Raw genomic sequence first — 21,137 nt, 5'->3', positions numbered from 1 at the left:
TCGATATGACGAGGACTGCCATTTCGGTAGACCATATCGCTCGCGTTGAGGGCCATGGCAACGTGCATCTGTCCATCAAAGACGGTGCGGTGGAAGCGTGCGAGATGAACGTGGTGGAGCCGGCGCGCCTGTTCGAGTCCATGGTAGTGGGCCGCAAGTTCGCCGACGTGCCGTATATCGCCAGCCGCGTGTGCGGCATCTGCTCGGCAAGCCATGTGATCACCGACATCCTGGCCATCGAGCGCATCTTCGGCGTGGAGGTCACCGACCGCACGCGCGCTCTGCGCGAGCTTCTGGTTTACGGCAGCTACCTGCAAAACCATGCGTCGCACCTGTTCGTGTTCGCCGCGCCCGACTTTTTGGACATGGCAAGCGTGTTCCCGCTGGCCATGTCCAACCCCGAGCTGTTCGACCAGGCGCTGGGCCTGAAGTCGTTGGGCAACCAGCTGTGCAACCTGGTGGGCGGGCGCTCCATCCACCCGATCACCGCGGTGGTGGGCGGCTTCACCCACGAGCCGTCGCGTGATGAGTACCTGGCCATGGCCGACAAGCTGGACGCCGAGCGCGAGTTCGCCCGCGCGGTGGTGGATCTGTTCAACGGCTTCGCCGTTCCCGATATCGCCACCCAGGGCGACATGATGGCCATGGTGGCCGAGGGCCGCTACCCGGTGGCCGACAGCCGCTGGGCGCGCTTCTTGGACGCGGGCGTCACGTTCGATGCCGATAGGGCCTGCGAACAGGTCGAGGAGTACGAGGTGTCGCATTCCGCGGCGCTGTTCGCCCGCTGCAGGCAGACGGGGAAGACCTACTTCACCGGCGCGCTGGCGCGCATCAACGCATCGTGGAGCGCGCTCTCGCAGGAGGCGAAGGTTGCAGCTGCCAAGGCCGGCCTGCGCCCGCCCGAGCGCAACCCGTTCCTGAACAACGTCGCCCAGGCGGTTGAGGTGCTCGATGCGCTGGGACGTTGCGCCGATCTGTGCCGCAAGCTCGCCGAGCCCGACGGTCCGTTCGAGGGCGGCAGCGCCCCGGTGCCGTTCGAGGTGCGCGCGGGCGTGGGTACGGGCTTCACCGAGGCGCCGCGAGGCACGGTGTTCCATCAGCTCGAGCTCGACGATGCCGGCCGCGTGGTGCACGCCACCATCATGACCCCCACGGCGCAGAACTGCGCAAACCTGGAGGCCGATATGCGCGAGCTGGCCGAAAAGTTCATCGCCGACGGCGCGGAGACGCCGGAGGTGCGCGCCGAGGTCGAGAAGCTCGTGCGAGCCTACGACCCCTGCTTCAGCTGCAGCGTGCATTAAGGAACAGAATAGCACGAACGAAGGCGGCCCGCGGAATGCGGGCCGCTTGGCGCATCGGCGAAGTATGTCGCCAGGCTTTTCCCTCACCGTCCCTAATGCGTACCCCTGATGGATTTCCATGTGCAGGGAAACCGGGTAAAATCGCCTGTGATAGAATCTGGTTTCACTAGAAACGTAGCACAAGGGGTTTGCCTACATGTCATTCTTGGATTTCTTCTCGGGTCTCACCGGTCAGATGTCGTGCGACATGGCCATCGACCTCGGCACCGCGAATACCCTGGTCGCCATTCCCGGCGAAGGCATCGTCGTCAACGAGCCCTCCGTCGTCGCAATCGAGAAAAGCACCCATCGCGTCCTGGCCGTCGGCCACGAGGCGAAGAACATGATCAACCATACGCCCGACGCGTTCTCGGCCGAGCATCCGCTGCATGACGGCGTGGTGGCCGATTACGACGTCACCGAGGCTATGATCAGCGCCTTCATCAACAAGGCCGCGCCGCGCAAGTACCCGTGGCAGGCCAAGCCCCGCATCGTCATCTGCATCCCTTGCGGCGCCACCTCCGTTGAGAAGCGCGCCGTGTTCGAGGCCGCCGTGCAGGCAGGCGCCCGTCAGGCGTACCTGATCGAGGAGCCCATGGCAGCTGCCATGGGCGCCGACCTGCCCGTCACCGAGCCTACCGGCTCCATGGTCGTCGACATCGGCGGCGGCACCACCGAGGTGGCCGTCATCTCCTTGGGCGGCATCGTCACGTCCTCCAGCCTACGCTTGGCCGGCAACCGCATGGACGAGGCCATCGCCATGCACCTGCGCGACCTTCTGGGCATCAAGATCGGCGAGCGTACCGCCGAGATCATCAAGATCAAGATCGGTTCCATCCTGCCGTTCGAGGACGGCCGCGAACGCGACATGATCATCTCCGGCCAGGACGTCATCACCGAGCAGCCCAAGGAAGTCACCATCCAGTCCGAGGATGTCCGTCAGGCGCTCATCGCCCCGTGCGAGGAGATGGTGGTGCACATCAAGGAGACGTTCAAGAAGACCAACCCCGACCTGGCGTCGGACATCATCCAGAACGGCATCCTGCTCACCGGCGGCGGCGGCCTGCTTTCCGGCTTGGACCGCTACCTTACCGATAAGCTGGAAATCCCCGTGTGGGTGAGCGAGACGGCTTTGACGAACGTGGTGATGGGCTGCCTGAAGGTTCTCGAAACCCCGCAGGCGCTCAAGCAGACGCTCATGCGATCGAAATAGGACAGCCTCAACGTTATGGCTCTTAATTTTCAACAACAAAGCTCGGCGCTTATGCGCCGAGCGCTGCTTATAGGCTTGATTGCGGCCAGCATCATCATGGTCACGGCTTATAGTCGCGAAGGTTCGACCGGCCCGCTGCACACGCTGCAGTCGGCGGTGTCGGGCGCCGTCAGCCCGCTGCGCATCGTGGGCGGCTCGGTGGAGGCCGCAACCTCCACGGTTGGCGACACCATGGAGAACATCACGGCCGACCAGAACACCTTGACGGGCTTGCGCGAGTACAACAGCCAGCTTGAGCAGCAATATGCCCAGATGGAAGAATATAAGCAGGAAGCGCAGCGCCTGCAGAAGCTGCTCGATTTGAAGGACAACTACCAGATCGAGGGCACGGGCGCGCGCGTCATCGGCCGAAGCTCCGAGGCGTGGAGCCAGACGGTCATCATCAACAAGGGCACGAACGAGGGCATCTCTACCGGTCAAACGGTTATCGGGACTTCCGGCGTGGTGGGCCAGGTGGTGTCGGCCAGCGGAAGCACCGCAACGGTGCGCTTGCTCACCGACCCGCAATCCGGCGCCGCGGCCATGGTGCAGTCCAGCCGCGCCGAGGGCATCCTGCGCGGCAGCCTGATCGGCCTTCTGTATCTTGAGGACCTGGATGCCGATGCCGAGGTGAACGTCGGCGACGTCATCGTCACCTCGGGTTTGGGCGGAAGCTACGCGCGCGGCCTTATCATCGGCACGGTGGTGAAGGTGGACGCCCAGCAGGGCGATACCAGCCGACGCATCGTGGTTTCCCCGAACGATTCCATCGACACGCTCGAGGACGTGCTGGTGGTCTCCAGCGTGGGCGCATCCGATGACGACGATTCGGGTTCCAGCAGCTCTTCGAGCAGCTCCGCTTCCGCAAACGGCTCCAACAACTCCAGCGGCTCCGGCACGGGAAGTTCGAGCAGCTCCTCGTCAAGTTCGAGCAGCTCCGATAACTCCGGCAACGGCAATTCATCTAACGAAGGGGGGCGCTAGCCATGGGCGAGAAGAACAACCTGGTGCTGGTGGTGGGCGCTATCGCGGCGTTCGTTCTCCAGATCGCCCTGGCCCCGGCCGTGGCGCTGTTCTCGGCACAGCCGAACTTCCTGCTGGCCTATGCGCTGGTCGTGGCCATCGTCATCCCCACCGAGGCGGGTCCGGTGCTGCCGTTTGTCATGGGCCTGCTGTACGACCTCACGGGCACGGGCCCGGTGGGCGGCATGGCGCTTTTGCTGGTCATCGCATGCTTTTTGGCCTCCCGCGTGTTCTCTCTCATGGATAACGACACGCTGTTCATGCCGCTTGCCATTTTCACGGCCTGCGCGCTTCTGGCCGAGCTTTCCTACGGCATGCTGCTCATGGCGTGCGGGCTTGCCGCCAACCCTCTGGAGGCGCTGTTCACCCGCGCCCTTCCGTGCGCGCTGTACGACTGCGCCGTGGGCCTGGTGGTCTACTTCGTCATGGCGCGGCTGCTTGCCGGCGGCGCCCAGGACCGCGGTTTGCGCACGCCGAAATTGCGATAGGGGGCGCGCATGTTCGCAGCTATCGTAGCCGGCTTCGTGGCCCTCTTGGTGGTCGCCGCCATCCTGGTGGCGGTCTATGCGGTGCTTCGCAGCCGGAAGACCGAGAACGTCAGCGTCAAGCGCGACGTTCGCTCCATCCAGTCGGTGGGCGTGAGCAGCTCGCTTCCCGATTCCCACCGTGTGCCGGCAGGCGGCGTCGCCCGCGGAGGAACGCCCGCTCAGCCGGTGGCAAACCCCGGCGATAACCTGAAAAGCCGATTCACCGCCGTGGGCGTTGTGGCGGGCCTTATCTTCGGCACGCTGGCCACGAAGCTGTTCAGCATGCAGGTGCTTGCCGGCGAATCATTCAAGAAGGAGTCCGAGGACAACCAGTACACTACGGTGTACACGCCTGCGCCGCGCGGCTATATCTTGGATGCCGACGGCAACGTCATCGTGAAGAACCGCACGTCGCTGACGGTGCTCGCCGAGCCTGACGTCGCCAACGACCATGACGTGGTCGCCCGTCTGTCCACGGTGCTGGGCGTACCGACCGGCATCGTGCGCAAGCGCATCGCCGATGCGACGAGCGGCGCGCAAAGCCAGCGCGTGGTGGCAAGCGACGCCAGCATGCGCAACGTCGCCTTCATCGCCGAGCATGCCGATGCGTTCCCGGGCATCACCGTGCAAACGCGCACGGTGCGCGATTACCCCCATGGCGCCCTTGCGGCGCACGCGGTGGGCTATACCGGTAGCGTGACCAGCGATGATATCGCAAGCGTGGCCGAAGGCCGCGACCTTGAGCTGGGCGATTCGGTGGGTCGCAGCGGCATCGAGCAGATGTACGACAACCTGCTTGCCGGCGACCATGGCGAGCGCAAGGTCATGGCGGACGCGCAGGGCAACGTGGTGGAAGTGGTCAGCGAAACGCAGCCCGTCAAGGGCTCTGATGTGCATACCACCCTGAAATCGCATGTGCAGTATGTGGCTGACAAGGCGCTCGCCGATATGATCTGCCCCGATGGCGGCGCCATCGGATCGGGCAAGGGCACGGGCGGCGCGGTGGTGGTCATGGACGTCACCGATGGAAGCATCGTGGCGCTTTCCAGCTATCCCACGTTCACGCCCACCACGTTCGTGGGCGGCATCACGCAAGACGAGCTTGACCTGCTGCAATCCTCGGCCGCGTTCAGCCCGCTGCTCAACCGCGCCATCCAGGGTACCTATCCGGCAGCATCCACGTACAAGACGTTCACCGGCTTGGCGGCGCTTGAAAACGGCATGGCCACGGCAACCGAGACTTGGGACTGCTCCGGCAGCTGGGACGGTTTCGGCTCGGGCGATGTTCAGAAGTGCTGGAAGAAGCAGGGCCATGGCACGCTCGATTTCCGCGGCGGCATCGTGAACTCGTGCGACACCGTGTATTACGACATCGGCTACAAGTTCTGGGACGCCGCTGCGAACAAGGGCAAGTCGGTAACGTTGCTGCAGGATTTCCTGAAGCGCTACCGTTTGGACCAAACCACCGGCATCGACCTTAACGGCGAAACCTCGGGTCGTATCCCTACGCCCGAATGGAAGCAGGAATACTTTCGCGACACTCCCGAGGATGCCCAGTGGAAGGGCGGCGACTATACGAACATGTGCATCGGCCAGGGCTACGTGCTGGTCACGCCCATGGAGATCGCGGTAGCCTACGGCGCCATCGCGTCTGGCAACATCGTCAAGCCGCATCTGCTCAAAGAGGTGCGCAACGCCGGCGGCGATGTGGCGCTTACGTATCAGCCGCAGGTTTTGGACACGCCTGACGTCTCCATGGCCGACCTTGCCGTGGTGCGCAATGCGCTTCGCGGAGTGACCACTGACAACGAGGAGATCGCCAAGCTGTTCAACGATCAAGGTATCGACCCGGATACGGTTGCGTGTAAAACCGGTACGGCCGAATACACTGATATGGAGGACACGGCTTGGTTCGCCTGCTATGCCCCCTATGACGACCCGAAGTACGTGCTCGCCTGCGTCGTCGAGCACGGCGGCGGCGGTTCATCGGTAGCGGCGCCGATCGGCGCGCAGGTCATGGCCGCGGCGCTTTCGTCGACCAACGCCTCGGATGGGGAGGTCGGCGATATCGCGGGTTCCTCGGGCAAGTCGGAAGCCGGCGCCGGCAAGGGCACGTCGAGCGGACGTTCGGACTAACGGGAAGGAGGCGCTATGGCGCAGTTACCGCAAATCGATTCGCTTCGCCGTCCCAACGCGGCGGCATCAGCTGCATCCAAGCCGCGCCGTTTCCCGTGGCTGCACCTGCCGCTTGCCATCGTGATCACGTTGCTGGTGGGATACGGCTTGATCATCGTGTATTCCGCGGTCCGCGCGGACGGCGATTACCAGTACAGCCGCCAGCTCGGCGGCGTTGCCGTGGGTTTGGTTTTCATGATCTTGGTGTGGCGGTTCGATTATCGGCGCTTGTCGGATTACACCACGCTGTTCCTTATCATCAATGTGGTGCTCATCATGTCGCCGCACATACCGGGGCTCGGAACCGATGCCGGCATGGGCGCGAGAAGCTGGATTAAGCTGGGCATGCAGATCCAGCCCGGCGAGTTTGCCAAGATCACCGTCATCCTCATGGATGCCGCGGTCATGGCGCGCTACGGCGGCAACCTGGACGATCCGCGCGAGTATGTGAAGGCCTTGGGCATCATGATGGTGCCGTTTCTGTGCATCATGACGCAGCCCGACCTGGGCACCGGCCTGGTGTATCTGTGCATTGCGGCGTTCGCCCTGGTCATGGGAGGCGCTAACACGAAGTACCTGCTGATAACGCTTGGATTGTTCGTGGCCGCCGTCGTGGCGGTGTTCGCCATAGACGAGGTCATCAAATCCTCCACGGGCGAGTACAAGCTGCTCAAGCAATATCAGCGAAACCGCTTGCTCGTGTTCATGGACCAGTCCGGCACGGCAACTACCGATGAGGGCTACAACCTGCAGCAGGCGAAGGTCGCCATCGGCTCGGGCGGCCTGTTCGGCAAGGGCTTGTTCCAGGGCACGCAACATTCGTTGGGCCTTCTCCCCGAGGCGCCCACCGACTTCATCTTCTGCGTGCTTGCCGAGGAGCTCGGATTTTTGGGCGCGCTCGTGCTGCTCGGTTTGTACATCGCGTTGGTTTTGATAAGCTTCCGTATAGCCCGCAGCTCCGGCGACCTGTTCGGCATGGTCATCGTGATGTGCGTCGTGGGCATGTGGTTGTTCCAGATCTTGGAGAACATCGGCATGGACTGCGGCCTGATGCCCATCACGGGCATCCCGTTGCCGTTCATGAGCTATGGATCGTCGTTTATGGTGGTGAACTTCGTCATGCTGGGCATGATCGGCTCGGTGTGGTCCCATAACGCGACGCTCAAGCAGCATTAAGCGAAAGGATGCCCTATGCAGCTTCCTGTTGATATCGGCGCGCTGTTGGAAGAGGCCGTTAGCGTAGAGGCCGCCCGCGCCACGCCGCTTTCGGTAAGCGTCTATGTGGACGAAACGGCGCCGGGCGATGTTGCCGCGCATGTGCGCCAGGCGTTCGCCAGCGCCTCCGATACGGCGCGCGTTTCGCTCATCTACCTGGATGGACGCGAGTTCGCGCCCAGTTCCGGCGACGATATGGCCTGCATTGTCGCGGGCCTGGACGAGAACGTGGGCGCCTATGCCCGCGCTTGCCGCAAGGCCGGGGTGCCCGCGATGGTGGTCACCACGCTCCCGCAGCTGGTGGGGGCTATCGCCAAGGCGGCCGGCTGCGCCATCCCCGAGGCGGACATCGTGGCGCCCAAGCTCACGGCGAAGGTGTACGAGCACGTGTCCACGGCAGCGGGGCAGGGGCCGGCGATCACGGCTTCGTGGGGTGCGCCCAAGCCGCCGGAAAACGGCGATGTGGGCATCTACGAGCCCATCGAGCTCATCGACGACGCGCGGGCCACGCTCGACGCGCGCATGGGCCAATGGGTGTGCGCGGCCTGCCGTGCCAAACGACTAGCGTTTGCGCAGGCCTTCCCGTTCGTTCGCCGTCCGCTGGCTCTTGAAACGGTCAATGCCACGTCCGTGCAGAACGCTGGCGTGGGGCTGCTGTTCCTCATCCCGGGCGCCGACCTTCCCGTGATGACGCTCAACCAGGCCAAGATGCTGCTTCAAATCGCGGCGGCCTACGGGCAGTCCATCGACGCCGGGCGCGTGCGCGAGCTTGCCGCCCTGGTGGGCGGCGCGTTCGCGTGCCGTGCGGTCGCGCGCCAGCTGGCAGCTGCCGTGCCGGTGCTCGGGTGGGCCGTGAAGGCCGCGGTGGGCTATTCGGGCACGCTCGCCATGGGCCGTGCCGCCGTTGAGTTCTACGAAGGCGGCCCTACGGTGGCGAAGTTCGTCGAGTGTGTCTCGGCTGCGCGTGATAAGGCGATCGCCGCCGCCGCGAAGCAAGCGGCGGGCGCCGCAGCCGATAACGGCGCGGCCGCCGTGGAGGCCGTTCGCCAGAAGGCTTCCAACGCCGCCGCGGGCCTGCGGGCCCGTATTTCCCGACGTTAATGTTGTTTCCTAGGGGGTAACAGTGACAGATCTGTGGCCGCGGCTCGAGCCGCTGCTTGCCAGCGCCGAAAGACCGGCGCGTTACCTGAACCATGAGTTCGGCTGCGTGTACAAGCCCGAGGCGGGCTTCCGCTTCTGCATGATGTATCCGGATACCTACGAGCTGGGGCAGGCAAACCAGGCCCTGCGCATCCTGGTGAACGTGGTGAACGCCGTGGACGGCATGGTGGCCGAGCGCGCGTTCCTGCCGGCGGCGGAGTTCTGCGACACCATGCGCGCCGAGGGCCTGCCGTTGTTCTCCATCGAAAGCTGCGCGCCCGTGGCCGAGTTCGATGCGATCGGCATCACGCTGTCCCACGAGCTGGTGGCCACGAACGTGCTTGAGGCGCTCGACCTGGCAGGTATCCCGTTGCATGCGCAGGACCGCGGCGAGGACGACCTGTTCGTCATCGGCGGCGGCCCGTGCTCGTTCAATCCCGAGCCCTATGCGCCGTTCTTCGACATCTTCAACATCGGCGAGGGCGAGGAGGCGCTGCCCGAGTGCCTGCAGGCCATCCGGCGCCTGCGCGCCGAGGGGGCGTGCCGAGCCGACATCCTGCGCGCCATCGCGCGCATGGACGGCTTCTACGTGCCCAGCCTGTATCGTTGGCGCGATGAGGAGCAGGCGCAGCAGGCCGGCAGCTGGATCGAGCCTGTGGAGGAGGGCCTGCCCACGCATATCCAGAAGCGCGTGTTCGAGGGGTTCGCCGAAAGCCCGGGCTGGGAACCGTGCATCGTGCCGTTTACCGAGGTGGTGCAGGACCGCTTGAACGTGGAGGTGCTGCGCGGGTGCGCCCGCGGCTGCCGCTTCTGCCAGGCGGGCATGATGTACCGCCCGGTGCGCGAACGCTCCGCCGACAACATCGTGAACTCGGTGGTGTGCGGCCTTGCGCAAACCGGATACGACGAGGTCAGCCTGACCTCGCTGTCCTCCACCGACCATTCGCAGATCGCCGATGTGCTCACGCGCCTGAACGAGCAGTTCCAGGGTAAGGGCGTGCGCATCTCCGTTCCCTCGCAGCGCCTTGACAGCTTCGGCGTGGACATGGCGGGCCTGGTGGCCGGCCAGAAGAAGGGCGGCCTGACGTTCGCCCCCGAGGCGGGCACGCAGCGCCTGCGCGACGTCATCAACAAGCAGGTGACCGAAGACGACCTGTTCGGTGCCGTGGACGCGGCGTTCGGAGCCGGTTGGCGCCGCTGTAAGCTGTACTTCATGATCGGCCTGCCCACCGAAACCGACGACGACATCAAGGGCATCGCCAGCCTGGTGCAGCGCGCCTACGACAGGGCGAAGAAGGCCGTGCCGGTCGAGCAGCGCGGCAACATCCGCATGTCGGTGTCGTGCGCGCTGTTCGTGCCGAAGGCTCAGACGCCGTTCCAGTGGGATGGCCAGATCGCCCCGGAAGAGGCCCTGCGCCGCGTGTCGCTTCTACGCCGCAGCGTGAAGTACCGCGCCATCGACGTGCACTGGCACGACCCGTCCACTAGCTTCGTCGAGGCCGTCATGAGCCGCGGCGGGCGCGCCGCCGCTGCTTGGGTGGAGTCGGCGTGGCGTCACGGCGCGCGCTTCGACGCATGGACCGAGCACTTCAACGAGCAGGCGTGGCGCGATGCCGCCGAAGAGGTGGGCCTTGATCCTGCCGCTGTGGCGCAAACGTCCTACGACACCGGCTACGTCATGCCCTGGGAGCATATCTCCACGGGCGTGTCCACGCGCTTCCTGGCGCACGAACGTAAGAAGGCCGCGGCGGAGAAGACCACGCCGGACTGCACCTTCGAGCGCTGCGCCGCGTGCGGCGCGTGCCCGGGCCTGGGCATCGACAACCAGCTGGCGCAGCCGCGCATCGCCGGCGGGTCGAACGCCCGCCCGCAACAGGCTGGCGAAGAGGGTGCGGCTGCGGCCGTGGTAGCCGAGCAGGCCGTAAACGGGCAGCCCGCCACCGGTCCGCAAACCGCCGAGGAAGGGGAGTAGCATGGCAGAGCAGCAGACGTTCCGCATGCGCATCACGTTCGCCAAGCAGGGTCGCCTGGCGCTGCTGTCGCACCTCGAGGTGGCGCGCGCCATCGAGCGCGCCGTACGCCGCGCCCAGCTTCCCTTCGCCGTGTCGCAGGGCTTCAGCCCGCACATGAAGATCGCGTTCGGCGCCGCGCTGCCCGTGGGCGTGGGCGGCACGCACGAGATGGTCGACCTGCAGCTTCTGCGCTATGTGCGTCCCGAGGAGGCCCTGCTCGCCCTGCAGAAGGAGAGCGTCCCCGACCTTATGGTGAAGGAATGCGTATACATCGAGCCGAAGGCACCTGCGGCTTCGGCGGCGTTCCCGCTGAGCACGTATCGTGCGCTGCTGTCGGCCGCACCGGCGCAGCTGCCGGTGCCCGAGCAGGTGCATATCATCCGCAAGAAGAAGGAGAAGGTGCTCGATGTCGCCGACTTCCTGGTGGGGGAGATGCTCCTCGAGGGGGCTTCGCTGACGTTCACCTTGGAGCAGAAGCCCACGGGCAGCCTTCGCCCCGACAAGCTGCTGGCCGCGTGCCTTGATCAGGTGAACGTGCCCGATGACCAGGAGCAGGAAGTTCCGCTGGCGTTTCTGGTGGACAACGCCTGGACGCAGTCCATCGAGCCGCCTGCCGATGACCAGCCGCTACGCGTGCTGTCCATGACGCGCATCGATCAGCGGGCGAAATAGGCTGAATAAACGACGAACGCCCTTGAGTCGCCTCCCATTTCTTGTGCATTGCGGGATGGGAGGCGTTCTTGTGCGTATTGCCATGATGAGGGTCGGGCACGCGTTGATGCTAGGGCGGCCGACGCTAGGGCAGTAGCTGGGAGGCTGATCGATGGCGCTAGGACAGCTGCCGATAGGGCGGTCGCCGAGAGGCTGTTCGATTTTCTGCCTGAGTTCGGCTTCCCTACGCGGGTCCGAATCCGCTACGACGTGTCGTTCCGGGTTGAAAACCGCCGGACTGCCAATTTTTTGAAAATAGTACTTGCATCGAATCGCTAACTGCTGTATTGTACTTTCTCGCAGCTGAACGGGGTGTTAGCTCAGTTGGTTAGAGCGCCGGCCTGTCACGTCGGAGGTCGCGAGTTCAAGTCTCGTACATCCCGCCATCTTCTTCAGCAGCGTATGCACCAGTGGGGTGTTAGCTCAGTTGGTTAGAGCGCCGGCCTGTCACGTCGGAGGTCGCGAGTTCAAGTCTCGTACATCCCGCCATTCTTTTAGCACATTACACCTTGGGGTGTTAGCTCAGTTGGTTAGAGCGCCGGCCTGTCACGTCGGAGGTCGCGAGTTCAAGTCTCGTACATCCCGCCATCGATTGTTCAAGCCCAGCCATTTGGCTGGGCTTTTTGTATTCTCGGGTTTGTTCGCTGTAGCCGTTGAGCATTAACCAAGGTGAGGGTATGCGGCCGATGGGCACGTTGCTTGCCTTGACCTCCGAGCATCAATAGGGGTGGGAAACCGTCAGACGACGGGCGCATCGCTTACGTTCGCTCCCACGAACGGAGCTCTCGCCTTGTCGCTTTCCTTCGCTTCCCCAAGCGCCTATGTTTCCGGCAGCTTGGCGGATACGGCATATGGACTTTCCAACATACTTTCAATGCTTCGATTGAAACTCCTTAGCTCGTGCTATGGTTTAGGGGCTAAATATTAAGCACCTAAACAATTCAGTAACGAAAGGAGATTCGCGTGGACGATACCGCAGCTGGATTGCGTCGTCGCTTGTTCGATGCCGCAGCTCGAATGCGAAAGCAACGTCAAGAGCCGCCGGCACCAGAAGGCATCACGTCGACGGAGATGTACGCGATCATGGCGGTTTCCCGCCTTGAGGGCGAGGGGAGAAAGGTCCGATCCGGCGACATCGCCAAGTGCGGACAGGCAACTCCGAGCGCCGTGTCCCAGACCTTGAAATCTCTTGAGGAGAAGGGCCTTATCACGCGTCAACGCGATAAGGGGGACAGCCGTGCGGTCACGGTGCACCTTACCAAGGAGGGCCGTGCCTTCAGCGCACGCGGCCGTGAGCTGCATGAGCAGATGATCGATGGGGTGCTCACGTATCTTGGTCCAGAGGATGCCGAGCATCTGGTGCGCATTGTGGAGCGCTTGGCCGATTTCCCTGCAAGCGAGGCAGTGCTGGCGCAGCAGGGTGGCCGTGCGCAAGCCGGTAGCTCAGCAGCGGGCGCTAACGTAAGCCCCATTTCCGGCGCAGACACCGGTCAAGCGGGTGCGGCCTCATCCCACGCGGTAGGCACGGCTATGGACGCGGGTGCTGCCTTTTCTGCTGCTGACGCCTCTTCGCAAACCGCTTCCGCGGAAGGGGGCGCGCCATGCGCATAATCAAGAACCTTGCCCAGCACAAGCTGGTGGTGCTGATGGTCGTGGTGCTGTTGTGCGTGCAGGCTGCGTGCGACCTGGCCTTGCCCAACTACACCTCCGACATCGTCGATACGGGTATCCAGCAGCAAGGCGTGCAGGATGTTGCCGCCGAGCAGCTTACCGGGCGCACCCATGACCTGGTGGTCATGATGCTTCCCGAATCCGATGAGCAGGTGTTCGCCGACGCTTATGCGCAAAACGAAGACGGCACCTATTCGCTGACGGAATCCGGCAAGCGTGACCGCGCCGCCCTCGATGACGCCATGGCGCTTCCCATGACGGTGACCTGCTATGCCGACCAAATCGCCGAGCTGGACCTTGACCAGGTGAAAGCCGCGTACGATCAGGGCATGGTCGGCAAAGACGACATCCAGGCCATGCTCGACCGCGCGCGCGGATCCATGGGCGATATGGCCGATACCCTTATCGCGCAGCAGGGTTTGGCCGCCGCTCGTGCCGAGTATGAGCAGTTGGGCTATGACCTTGACGCAATGCAGATGGACTATTTGGTGGCAACCGGCGCGAAGATGCTCGGCCTTGCCGCGCTCGGCATGGTCATCGCCGTCATGGTGGGCTTTTTGGCGTCGCGCACGGCGGCCAAGGTGGGCCGCAGCCTGCGCGAGCGCCTGTTCAACCAGGTGGTTGACTTCTCCGATGCCGAGATCCAGTCGTTCAGCGTCGCATCGCTGATCACGCGCGGCACCAACGACGTGCAGCTCGTGCAGATGGTCACCGTCATGCTGCTGCGCATGGTGCTCTACGCGCCCATCCTGGCCATCGGCGGCATCATCATGATTGCGCGCACCGACTTGTCCATGGGCTGGATCATCATCGCGGCGGTTGCCGCCATCGCGGTGATCATGGGCGTGCTCATGAAGGTGGCCATGCCGAAGTTCAAGATCATGCAGAAGCTCATCGACCGGGTGAACCTGGTGTCGCGCGAGTTGCTCACGGGCTTGCCGGTCATCCGTGCGTTCGGTCGCGAGCAGCACGAGGAGGCGCGCTTCGATGACGCCAATACGCGCCTGATGAAGACGCAGCTGTTCACCAACCGCGTGATGACCTTCATGATGCCGCTCATGATGCTCATCATGAACCTGGTGTCGGTGGGAATCATCTGGTTCGGTGGCCACGCCATCGATGCAGGCAATCTGCAAACCGGCGACCTCATCGCGTTCATCACCTACTCCATGGTCATCATCATGGGCTTCCTTATGATCGGCATGCTCTCCATCATGCTGCCGCGCGCCGATGTGGCCGCTCAGCGCATCGATGAGGTGCTCGAATGCAAGCCCTCCATTGCCGACCCCGACCCTGGCAAGGCTAAGGACGCGCTGCTCGGCGCTAACGGGCTGCCGGGCGCGCGCATCGCCTTCGAGAACGTGAGCTTCAGGTACTCCGACGGCGCCGAGTGCGTGCTCGAGGATGTCAGCTTCACGTGCGAGCCGGGCAAGACCACGGCCATCATCGGCTCCACGGGCAGCGGCAAGTCCACGGTGCTCAAGCTGGCGGAGCGCTTCCATGACGTCACGTCGGGCCGCATCACCGTCGATGGCATCGACGTGCGCGATGTCAGCCAGCATGCCCTTCGTACGCAGTTGGGCTATGTGCCCCAGGCGGCGTTTTTATTCAGTGGCACCATCGCCTCCAACGTGGGTTACGGCGTCGACGATGCCGATGAGGACTGCATCCGCGCGGCCGCAGATGTGGCGCAGGCGAGCGATTTCATCGCCGAGCGCCCCGAGGGGCTGGCAACGCCCATCTCCCAGGGCGGCACGAACGTCTCGGGCGGTCAGCGCCAGCGTCTGGCCATAGCCCGCGCGCTTGCCACCGATGCGCGCGCGTACCTGTTCGATGACAGCTTCAGCGCGCTCGACTACAAGACCGACGCCGCGCTTCGTCATGAGCTTTCCAGCCGTTTGGGCGGGAAGACCGTGGTCATCGTGGCGCAGCGCATTTCCACGGTGCTCAACGCCGACCAGATCGTGGTGCTCGATGACGGTCGCGTCGTGGGGGCGGGCACGCACGAGCAGCTGATGGAAAGCTGCCAGGAGTATCGCGAGATCGCCATGTCGCAGCTATCGGAAGAGGAGCTGAAAGGAGGTGATGCGAGATGAGCGCGAACAACGAGGATCTGAAGAAGGTCACGCAGCGCCGCCGGCCGCACGGGCCGGGCGCGCGCATGATGCCCGGTGAGAAGGCCAAGGACTTCAAGGGCTCCATCGGCAAGCTCGTGCGTTTCATGGGCCAGTTCAAGGCGGCGCTCGTGCTCGCCATCATCTTCGCCATCGGGTCGGCGGCGTTCAACATCGTGGGCCCGAAGGTGCTCTCGCAGGCCACCACGGAGCTGTTCGAGGGCTTGGTGGCGAAGGTGGGCGGCACCGGCGGCATCGACTTCGACGCCATCGCCGGAATCATCGCGGCGACGCTGGTGCTGTACCTGGTCAGCGCGGCGTGCAGCTTCGTGCAAGGCTGGATGATGACGAGCGTCTCGCAGCGCACCTGCTACGGGCTGCGCGGCGCCATCGCCGAGAAGATCGACCGCATGCCCGTGGGGTACTTCGAGCGCAACTCCACCGGCGACACGCTCTCGCGCATCACCAACGACGTGGACACGCTCGGCCAAAGCCTGAACCAGGGCGTGACGCAGCTCATCACCTCGGCAACCACCATCGTGGGCGTGGTGATCATGATGCTGACCATCAACCCGCTGCTCACGGGCATCACCGTGCTCATCCTGCCCGTGTCCTTGGCGCTCATCTTCACCGTGGTGAAGGCCTCGCAGAAGCACTTCAGGGCCCAGCAGGCCATGCTCGGCGCCATCAACGGCCAGGTTGAGGAGACGTTTTCCGGCCATGCCATCGTGCGCGCGTTCAATCGCGAGCAGGCGGTTGCCGAGACGTTCGGCAAGACCAATGCGAAACTCTATGAAAGCGCTTGGAAATCGCAGTTCCTGTCGGGCTTGATGCAGCCCATCATGAACTTTGTGGGCAACCTGGGCTACGTGGGCGTTGCGCTGGCGGGCAGCGTGCTGGCCGTGCAGGGCGTCATCACCGTCGGCGACATCCAGGCGTTCATCCAGTACGTGAAGAACTTCACGCAGCCCATCACGCAGCTGTCGCAGGTGGGCAACGTGCTGCAGCAGATGGCCGCGGCCGCCGAGCGCATCTTCGCCTTCCTGGAGGAGCCTGAGCTTGAGGTGGAGAAGCCCACGGCCAAGGCCGCCGACGTGGATTGCGACGTGGAGTTCGATCACGTGCGCTTCGGCTACGATTCCGAAAAGCCCGTCATCGGCGACTTCTCCGCTAAGGTACGCCAGGGCCAGACCGTGGCGCTGGTGGGCCCCACCGGCGCGGGCAAGACCACCATGGTCAAGCTGCTCATGCGCTTCTACGATGTTGACGCGGGCGCCATTCGCCTGGGCGGCACCGACATCCGCGAGTTCTCGCGCACCGACGTGCGCAACCAGTTCGGCATGGTGCTGCAGGACACGTGGCTGTTCAACGGCACGGTGCGCGATAACATCGCCTACGGCAAGCTCGACGCCACCGACGCCGAGGTGGAGGCAGCGGCGCGCGCGGCGTACGTGCACCATTTCATCACCACGTTGCCGCACGGCTACGACACGGTGATCAACGAGGACGCCAGCAACATCAGCGCAGGTCAGCGCCAGCTGCTCACCATTGCCCGCGCCATCTTGGCCGACAGGCGCATGCTCATCTTGGACGAGGCCACCTCAAGCGTTGACACGCGCACCGAGGAGCGCATCCAGAAGGCCATGGACAACCTGATGGAGGGTCGCACATCGTTCGTGATCGCGCATCGGCTGTCCACCATCAAAAACGCCGACCTTATCTGCGTGTTACAGCATGGCGACATCGTCGAGCAGGGCACGCACGAGGAGCTTCTCTCCCTTGGCGGCGTGTACGCTGAACTGTATAATTCTCAGTTCGAGGAAGACGGCGTCGAAGACGAGTAGCGTGCAGAGGGGCGCGCGGCTCGGCTCGGCTTGGGACGAAGGCGCGCGCACATGATCGCACAATCAGAGGCAATGCAGACGGCAAGCCGCAACGGGGAGGGCCCGGTGCGGCTTGCCGCGTTCGATTTCGACGGCACTTCGCTTGACGGCAACTCGCCCGTCATGCTGGTGAAGCATCTTGCAAAGCTTCACATGCTCAACCCCACGGTGCTGTTGCGCATCGGGCTGTGGGCCGCGGCGTACAAGCTGCGCCTGCCGCAGAACGAGGCGTGGGTGCGCGGGCTGGTGTTCCGCGCCTTCGCCGGCAAGCCCAAGGCCGAGGTGGACGCCTTCCTTCATGATTTCTATGACGAATGCGTGGCCCCGCATGTGCGCGAGCAGGCCAGGCGGGCTATGGATGCGTGGCACGAGCAGGGCGTTACGGTGATATGCGTATCGGCCACCTTCGAGCCCATCATCGAGCGCGCCATGCGGGACCTGCCCTTCGATTACCAGATTTCCACGCGCATGAAGGTGAACTATGACGGCACGTACGCTTGCGAGGTGGACGGCGTGCCGGTGGAAGGCGACCGCAAGATGATCGAGCTGCGCCGTTTCGCCAACGCGAAGTGGGGCGAAGGCGGCTGGGAGCTGGCAGCGTCCTATGGCGACCATCACTCCGATCGCGCCCTGCTCGCCGGCGCCAAGCAGGGGTTCGCCGTATGCCCCGACCGCCCGCTTGGGCGCACCGCCCGCGAACGCGGCTATCAGGTGCTCGAGTGGTAAACGCCCTTAGGCGTTTTCCTTGGAATTGCCCGTAGCGCTTGGGCGGGGTGCCGCCGTTCGCGTTTTACGGGTGATGGGGGCATCGCGGCGCGCTGGAGAACCGGCTTCTATCGGCGTGTTCTGCCGATGAGGCCGTCGTTGAGTCTTCGGGTGGCGGGATCGCCTTAGCTAACCCGGGTGACAGGTTTGTTTCGATTTTTTTGCTTGCGGCCGCATTGCAGCCGCTTCCGGTAAAATGATACCGAACTATAGCTATTTTGACACTTGAAGGAGGTTGGGTCGATGTTTGATAACGACATGAACGATATGCCCAGCCGAAGCGATGAGCCGTCCAGCTCCGTTTCCGGATACCTGAACAGCGCTGAACAGGCTGCTGAGCAGGGGAACCTTATGCTGGCGCTGCATCTGTACCTGGCGGCGTTCGAGCGCGGTCAGGCAGCCGAGGGCGCTGTGCCCTCCGAAGCCGCCATTGCCGGCCTGAAGCGCGCATGGCGTCTGGCGTGCACCTTGAAGGAGCGTAGCATCGCCGAATATGTGTTCGAGCGCATGGAGCCGTACCTGTCCAGCGACGAGGTGGCCGCCTGCGCGGACCAGCTTCAGGAGCTGGCCCTTGCCAAGCTCGAGGAGTTCGGGCTGTCTCGCGACGAGCTTGAGGACATGACCGACATGATCTCGCAGGACATGATGGGCGAGGGCGGACCGCGCATGCTGCGCGTGGAACACCTCACGGCTCCGGGCGTGCCCGGAGGCGCCGGCAAGCCCGAAGGCGACGCGGCTGCAAATGCCGTGGCCCCGACGGCCGGCGTGGATGCCGCGGGGGAGCGGCCCGTGGCCGCCGGCCCGGCGCCGTCTGAAAAGCCGCAGACGCCCGCGGGAAAGCCCGCGCCTGCGCCGGCTGCCGCGCAGCCCGTGCTCGCTCCCATCGAGCATCTCACCTATAAAGAGCTCGTGGGCTTTGACGAGGCGGTGCGCTCGGTGCGCTCGCTCGGCCTCGGCATGCAGAAGGATCCCGAGTTCCAGCAGCTTGTTCGCCAGCTCAACGTGCGCCACGGCCTCGATCGCATGCCCGCGTGCGACGCGCTGCTCATCCGCAGCCCAGCACGTGAGGACGCCAACCAGTTCATGATGGCCACTTGCGGCGAGCTGGGGCTTCCGGTGCTGCGCATGCGCATGGAGGAGAACATGCAGGGCATGCCCGTGCTGTGCGTCATGGCCCAGGCTGACCGCCAGCCCAAGCTCAACCAGGCTCGCAACGCCTTCGAGGAGCCGGCGGTGCTCGTCATCGAGGACATCGACCTGTGGGCGGCGCCCGCCTTCGATCAACCCGAGGATATCGGCGGGCTGATCATGTCCACGCTTTCGCGCGGCGCGCGCGAGGCGGTCAACCTCATCCGCTCCTCGGCCGACGACCCTGATGTGTTCGTGCTGTGCACTTCGGCGCTCGGTAACGACGTGGACCCGTATTTCTTCGATCTGCTGGGACCGGTCTCGGCGGTGGACATCGATTATCCCACCGAGAAGGAACGTGCCGACATCTGGATGGAGATCGCCCGCGAGCATCCGTCCGTGCGCGGCGTCGACCGCGATCAGCTGGTCAGGTTCTCGCAGGGCATGCCGCGTTTCGATATGCACATGGCGGCGCGTGAGGCCATCGAGGAAGCATATAAGGACAGCCTCACCAAGCGGCGCTACATTCCGGTGACTACGGACAACCTGTTCGATAAGCTGGCTGCATATCAGCCGCTCGATTCGCCGGAGTACAAGGCGCTCGAGCAAGCGGTGGTCGATGACTTTAGGAGGGAGCTCGACCATTTGGACGACCTGTTGAAGGGGGACGGGCAGTAATGGATATCACGCGACGTTGCGATTACGCGCTTCGCATCCTGGAGGCCGCATACGAAAGCGGCGACTCGTACGTGTCGGTCGCCGACATCTCCGAGCAGGAGGACATCCCGTACGCGTTTGCGCGCAGCATCCAGCACGACCTGGTGAAAGGCGGGCTTATCAAGACGGTGCGCGGCGCGCGCGGCGGCCTTGCGCTCGATTGCGACCCGGCTCAGATCACGCTGCTCGAGGTGCTCGAGGCGGTGCAGGGGCCTGTCAGCGTCTCGCTGTGCGCGGTGGACGCCGAGTATTGCAAGCGTCGCGGAGGGTGCTCGTACAACAAGTTGTGGATGGGCGCGGACAGCCTGCTGAACAGCTATTTCGACTCCATCACGCTCAAGGAGCTCATGGAGCAGGGTGGCCGGCACCCCGTCATCAGGAAGGCCATCGATTCGGCGCCTCCTACGGCCCGCATGTCCTGCCCGGTGGACGCGTGCGGCGGCTGCGGCGCGCAACCCGCTATCGGGGAAGCGCAGTCGTAGGCGTGGCGCGCAAAAGCATAGCCGATCTTGCGGCGTCCGCGGTTTGGCCCGCGGGCGCCGCCATGTCTCAGGACGAGTTTTGCCGCTACGTGCTCTCTGAGGGGCAGCGACTCTATCGCGACCTGCCGTGGCGCGGCATCGATGACGCCTACGGCGTGCTGGTGAGCGAGGTCATGCTCCAGCAAACGCAGGTCAAGCGCGTGCTGGGGCGGTGGGAGCGCTGGATGGGCATGTTCCCTTCCCCTGATGCGCTGGCTGCCGCGGCGCCCGCCGATGTGCTTGCCGAATGGCAGGGGCTCGGCTATAACCGCCGCGCCTTGGCGCTCAAGCGTGCGGCCGAGGAATGCTCGCAGCGCTTCGGCGGGCGCCTGCCCGAAACGGTGGAGCAGCTGCAGGAGCTGCCGGGCATCGGGCCGGCAACGGCGGCCGGCGTCACCTCGTTCGCCCGCAACCTTCCCGCTATCTATATCGAGACGAACGTTCGCACCGTGTTCATCCACACGCTGTTCCCCGATTGCGAAGCGGTTTCGGATAAGCAGCTTGAGCCTTTGGTGGCGGCCTGCTGTCCCGAAGCGGGCCAGGTTCGCCGGTGGTATTACGCGCTGTTGGATGTTGGTGCGGATCTGAAGTCGCAGGTGGGAAACGCCTCGCGGCGCAGCGCGCATTACACGCGTCAGTCGGCGTTCGAGGGGTCGCGCCGCCAGAAGCGAGCATGCCTGGTGCGCATCGTGCTGGCATGCCCGGGCATCGCCGTCGAGCAGGCGGCGGTGCGCTTGGACGCCGAGGAGCGCGCAGCCGGAAGGGAAGCGGTCGACCCGCAGCTGTTCGCCGGCATCTGCGCCGACCTGGAGCGGGAAGGCTTCTTCCGCCAGGAGGACGGGCGCCTGTTCCCATAAAGAACAGCGGCCCGCAAATTCCGGACGCATAACGCCACGTCCCCGAAGTGTCCGAATCGTGACACTTCGGGGACGTGGCGTTATGC

16 protein-coding genes and 3 tRNA genes are annotated in these 21,137 nt (G+C 64.3%); all 19 read left to right on the top strand.

Annotation, left to right across the window (positions count from 1 at the left end):
- Positions 1–5: 5 nt before the first annotated feature.
- Positions 6–1,301, top strand: coding sequence for a Ni/Fe hydrogenase subunit alpha (locus SFHG_RS05260; RefSeq protein ID WP_042434608.1), 1,296 nt, complete (start codon positions 6–8; stop codon positions 1,299–1,301).
- 205 nt (positions 1,302–1,506) lie between these two features.
- A complete protein-coding gene (gene mreB / locus SFHG_RS05255) occupies positions 1,507–2,553 on the top strand; it encodes a rod shape-determining protein (protein WP_374047757.1) in 1,047 nt (348 codons plus the stop codon).
- Positions 2,554–2,568: 15 nt separating this feature from the next.
- A complete protein-coding gene (mreC, locus tag SFHG_RS05250; RefSeq protein WP_042434602.1) occupies positions 2,569–3,576 on the top strand; it encodes a rod shape-determining protein MreC in 1,008 nt (335 codons plus the stop codon).
- A gap of 2 nt (positions 3,577–3,578) precedes the next feature.
- Positions 3,579–4,103 carry a rod shape-determining protein MreD gene (gene mreD / locus SFHG_RS05245; RefSeq protein ID WP_042434599.1) on the top strand — a complete coding sequence of 175 codons (525 nt, stop codon included), beginning with the start codon at positions 3,579–3,581 and terminating at the stop codon, positions 4,101–4,103.
- Between the two features lie 9 nt (positions 4,104–4,112).
- Complete coding sequence (mrdA, locus tag SFHG_RS05240; RefSeq protein ID WP_042434596.1) at positions 4,113–6,278, top strand: penicillin-binding protein 2; 2,166 nt, start codon at positions 4,113–4,115, stop codon at positions 6,276–6,278.
- Between the two features lie 15 nt (positions 6,279–6,293).
- Positions 6,294–7,493 carry an FtsW/RodA/SpoVE family cell cycle protein gene (locus SFHG_RS05235; protein ID WP_042434594.1) on the top strand — a complete coding sequence of 400 codons (1,200 nt, stop codon included), beginning with the start codon at positions 6,294–6,296 and terminating at the stop codon, positions 7,491–7,493.
- Between the two features lie 15 nt (positions 7,494–7,508).
- Positions 7,509–8,633 carry a hypothetical protein gene (locus tag SFHG_RS05230; RefSeq protein ID WP_042434592.1) on the top strand — a complete coding sequence of 375 codons (1,125 nt, stop codon included), beginning with the start codon at positions 7,509–7,511 and terminating at the stop codon, positions 8,631–8,633.
- Between the two features lie 22 nt (positions 8,634–8,655).
- Entirely contained in the window at positions 8,656–10,644 is a 1,989-nt protein-coding gene (locus SFHG_RS05225) for a TIGR03960 family B12-binding radical SAM protein (protein WP_081468944.1), read from the top strand.
- A gap of 1 nt (position 10,645) precedes the next feature.
- Positions 10,646–11,356 carry a TIGR03936 family radical SAM-associated protein gene (locus SFHG_RS05220; RefSeq protein WP_042434589.1) on the top strand — a complete coding sequence of 237 codons (711 nt, stop codon included), beginning with the start codon at positions 10,646–10,648 and terminating at the stop codon, positions 11,354–11,356.
- 348 nt (positions 11,357–11,704) lie between these two features.
- Positions 11,705–11,781, top strand: a tRNA-Asp gene (locus SFHG_RS05215).
- Positions 11,782–11,807: 26 nt separating this feature from the next.
- Positions 11,808–11,884 (top strand) — tRNA-Asp (locus tag SFHG_RS05210).
- Positions 11,885–11,906: 22 nt separating this feature from the next.
- Positions 11,907–11,983 (top strand) — tRNA-Asp (locus SFHG_RS05205).
- Between the two features lie 375 nt (positions 11,984–12,358).
- The gene (locus SFHG_RS10100; protein WP_052297811.1) at positions 12,359–13,006 is read left to right on the top strand and encodes a MarR family winged helix-turn-helix transcriptional regulator; all 648 of its coding nucleotides are present in this window, start codon (positions 12,359–12,361) and stop codon (positions 13,004–13,006) included.
- Positions 12,997–15,162, top strand: a complete 2,166-nt coding sequence (locus SFHG_RS05195; RefSeq protein ID WP_042434586.1) for an ABC transporter ATP-binding protein — start codon at positions 12,997–12,999, stop codon at positions 15,160–15,162. The genes SFHG_RS10100 and SFHG_RS05195 overlap by 10 nt, the downstream gene beginning before the upstream one ends.
- Positions 15,159–17,024, top strand: coding sequence for an ABC transporter ATP-binding protein (locus SFHG_RS05190; protein ID WP_042434583.1), 1,866 nt, complete (start codon positions 15,159–15,161; stop codon positions 17,022–17,024). The genes SFHG_RS05195 and SFHG_RS05190 overlap by 4 nt, the downstream gene beginning before the upstream one ends.
- Positions 17,025–17,075: 51 nt before the next feature.
- Positions 17,076–17,789 carry an HAD family hydrolase gene (locus tag SFHG_RS05185; protein WP_052297810.1) on the top strand — a complete coding sequence of 238 codons (714 nt, stop codon included), beginning with the start codon at positions 17,076–17,078 and terminating at the stop codon, positions 17,787–17,789.
- Between the two features lie 282 nt (positions 17,790–18,071).
- Positions 18,072–19,634, top strand: coding sequence for an ATP-binding protein (locus SFHG_RS05180; protein ID WP_042434580.1), 1,563 nt, complete (start codon positions 18,072–18,074; stop codon positions 19,632–19,634).
- A complete protein-coding gene (locus SFHG_RS05175) occupies positions 19,634–20,155 on the top strand; it encodes an RrF2 family transcriptional regulator (protein WP_042434577.1) in 522 nt (173 codons plus the stop codon). The genes SFHG_RS05180 and SFHG_RS05175 overlap by 1 nt, the downstream gene beginning before the upstream one ends.
- A gap of 2 nt (positions 20,156–20,157) precedes the next feature.
- Positions 20,158–21,051 carry an adenine glycosylase gene (locus SFHG_RS05170; RefSeq protein ID WP_316244715.1) on the top strand — a complete coding sequence of 298 codons (894 nt, stop codon included), beginning with the start codon at positions 20,158–20,160 and terminating at the stop codon, positions 21,049–21,051.
- Positions 21,052–21,137 lie beyond the last annotated feature (86 nt).

The sequence above is a fragment of the Senegalimassilia anaerobia JC110 genome (assembly GCF_000236865.1).
GTDB classification, from domain to species: domain Bacteria; phylum Actinomycetota; class Coriobacteriia; order Coriobacteriales; family Eggerthellaceae; genus Senegalimassilia; species Senegalimassilia anaerobia.
This window is presented reverse-complemented; position numbering and strand designations above follow the sequence as displayed.

What these genes read in the sequence shown, in the direction of transcription:
- SFHG_RS05260 (WP_042434608.1), top strand. Translation starts at nt 6, where the DNA reads ATGACGAGGACTGCCATTTCGGTAGACCATATCGCTCGCGTTGAGGGC.
- mreC (WP_042434602.1), top strand. Translation starts at nt 2,569, where the DNA reads ATGGCTCTTAATTTTCAACAACAAAGCTCGGCGCTTATGCGCCGAGCG.
- mreD (WP_042434599.1), top strand. Translation starts at nt 3,579, where the DNA reads ATGGGCGAGAAGAACAACCTGGTGCTGGTGGTGGGCGCTATCGCGGCG.
- mrdA (WP_042434596.1), top strand. Translation starts at nt 4,113, where the DNA reads ATGTTCGCAGCTATCGTAGCCGGCTTCGTGGCCCTCTTGGTGGTCGCC.
- SFHG_RS05235 (WP_042434594.1), top strand. Translation starts at nt 6,294, where the DNA reads ATGGCGCAGTTACCGCAAATCGATTCGCTTCGCCGTCCCAACGCGGCG.
- SFHG_RS05230 (WP_042434592.1), top strand. Translation starts at nt 7,509, where the DNA reads ATGCAGCTTCCTGTTGATATCGGCGCGCTGTTGGAAGAGGCCGTTAGC.
- SFHG_RS05220 (WP_042434589.1), top strand. Translation starts at nt 10,646, where the DNA reads ATGGCAGAGCAGCAGACGTTCCGCATGCGCATCACGTTCGCCAAGCAG.
- SFHG_RS05195 (WP_042434586.1), top strand. Translation starts at nt 12,997, where the DNA reads ATGCGCATAATCAAGAACCTTGCCCAGCACAAGCTGGTGGTGCTGATG.
- SFHG_RS05190 (WP_042434583.1), top strand. Translation starts at nt 15,159, where the DNA reads ATGAGCGCGAACAACGAGGATCTGAAGAAGGTCACGCAGCGCCGCCGG.
- SFHG_RS05185 (WP_052297810.1), top strand. Translation starts at nt 17,076, where the DNA reads ATGATCGCACAATCAGAGGCAATGCAGACGGCAAGCCGCAACGGGGAG.
- SFHG_RS05180 (WP_042434580.1), top strand. Translation starts at nt 18,072, where the DNA reads ATGTTTGATAACGACATGAACGATATGCCCAGCCGAAGCGATGAGCCG.
- SFHG_RS05175 (WP_042434577.1), top strand. Translation starts at nt 19,634, where the DNA reads ATGGATATCACGCGACGTTGCGATTACGCGCTTCGCATCCTGGAGGCC.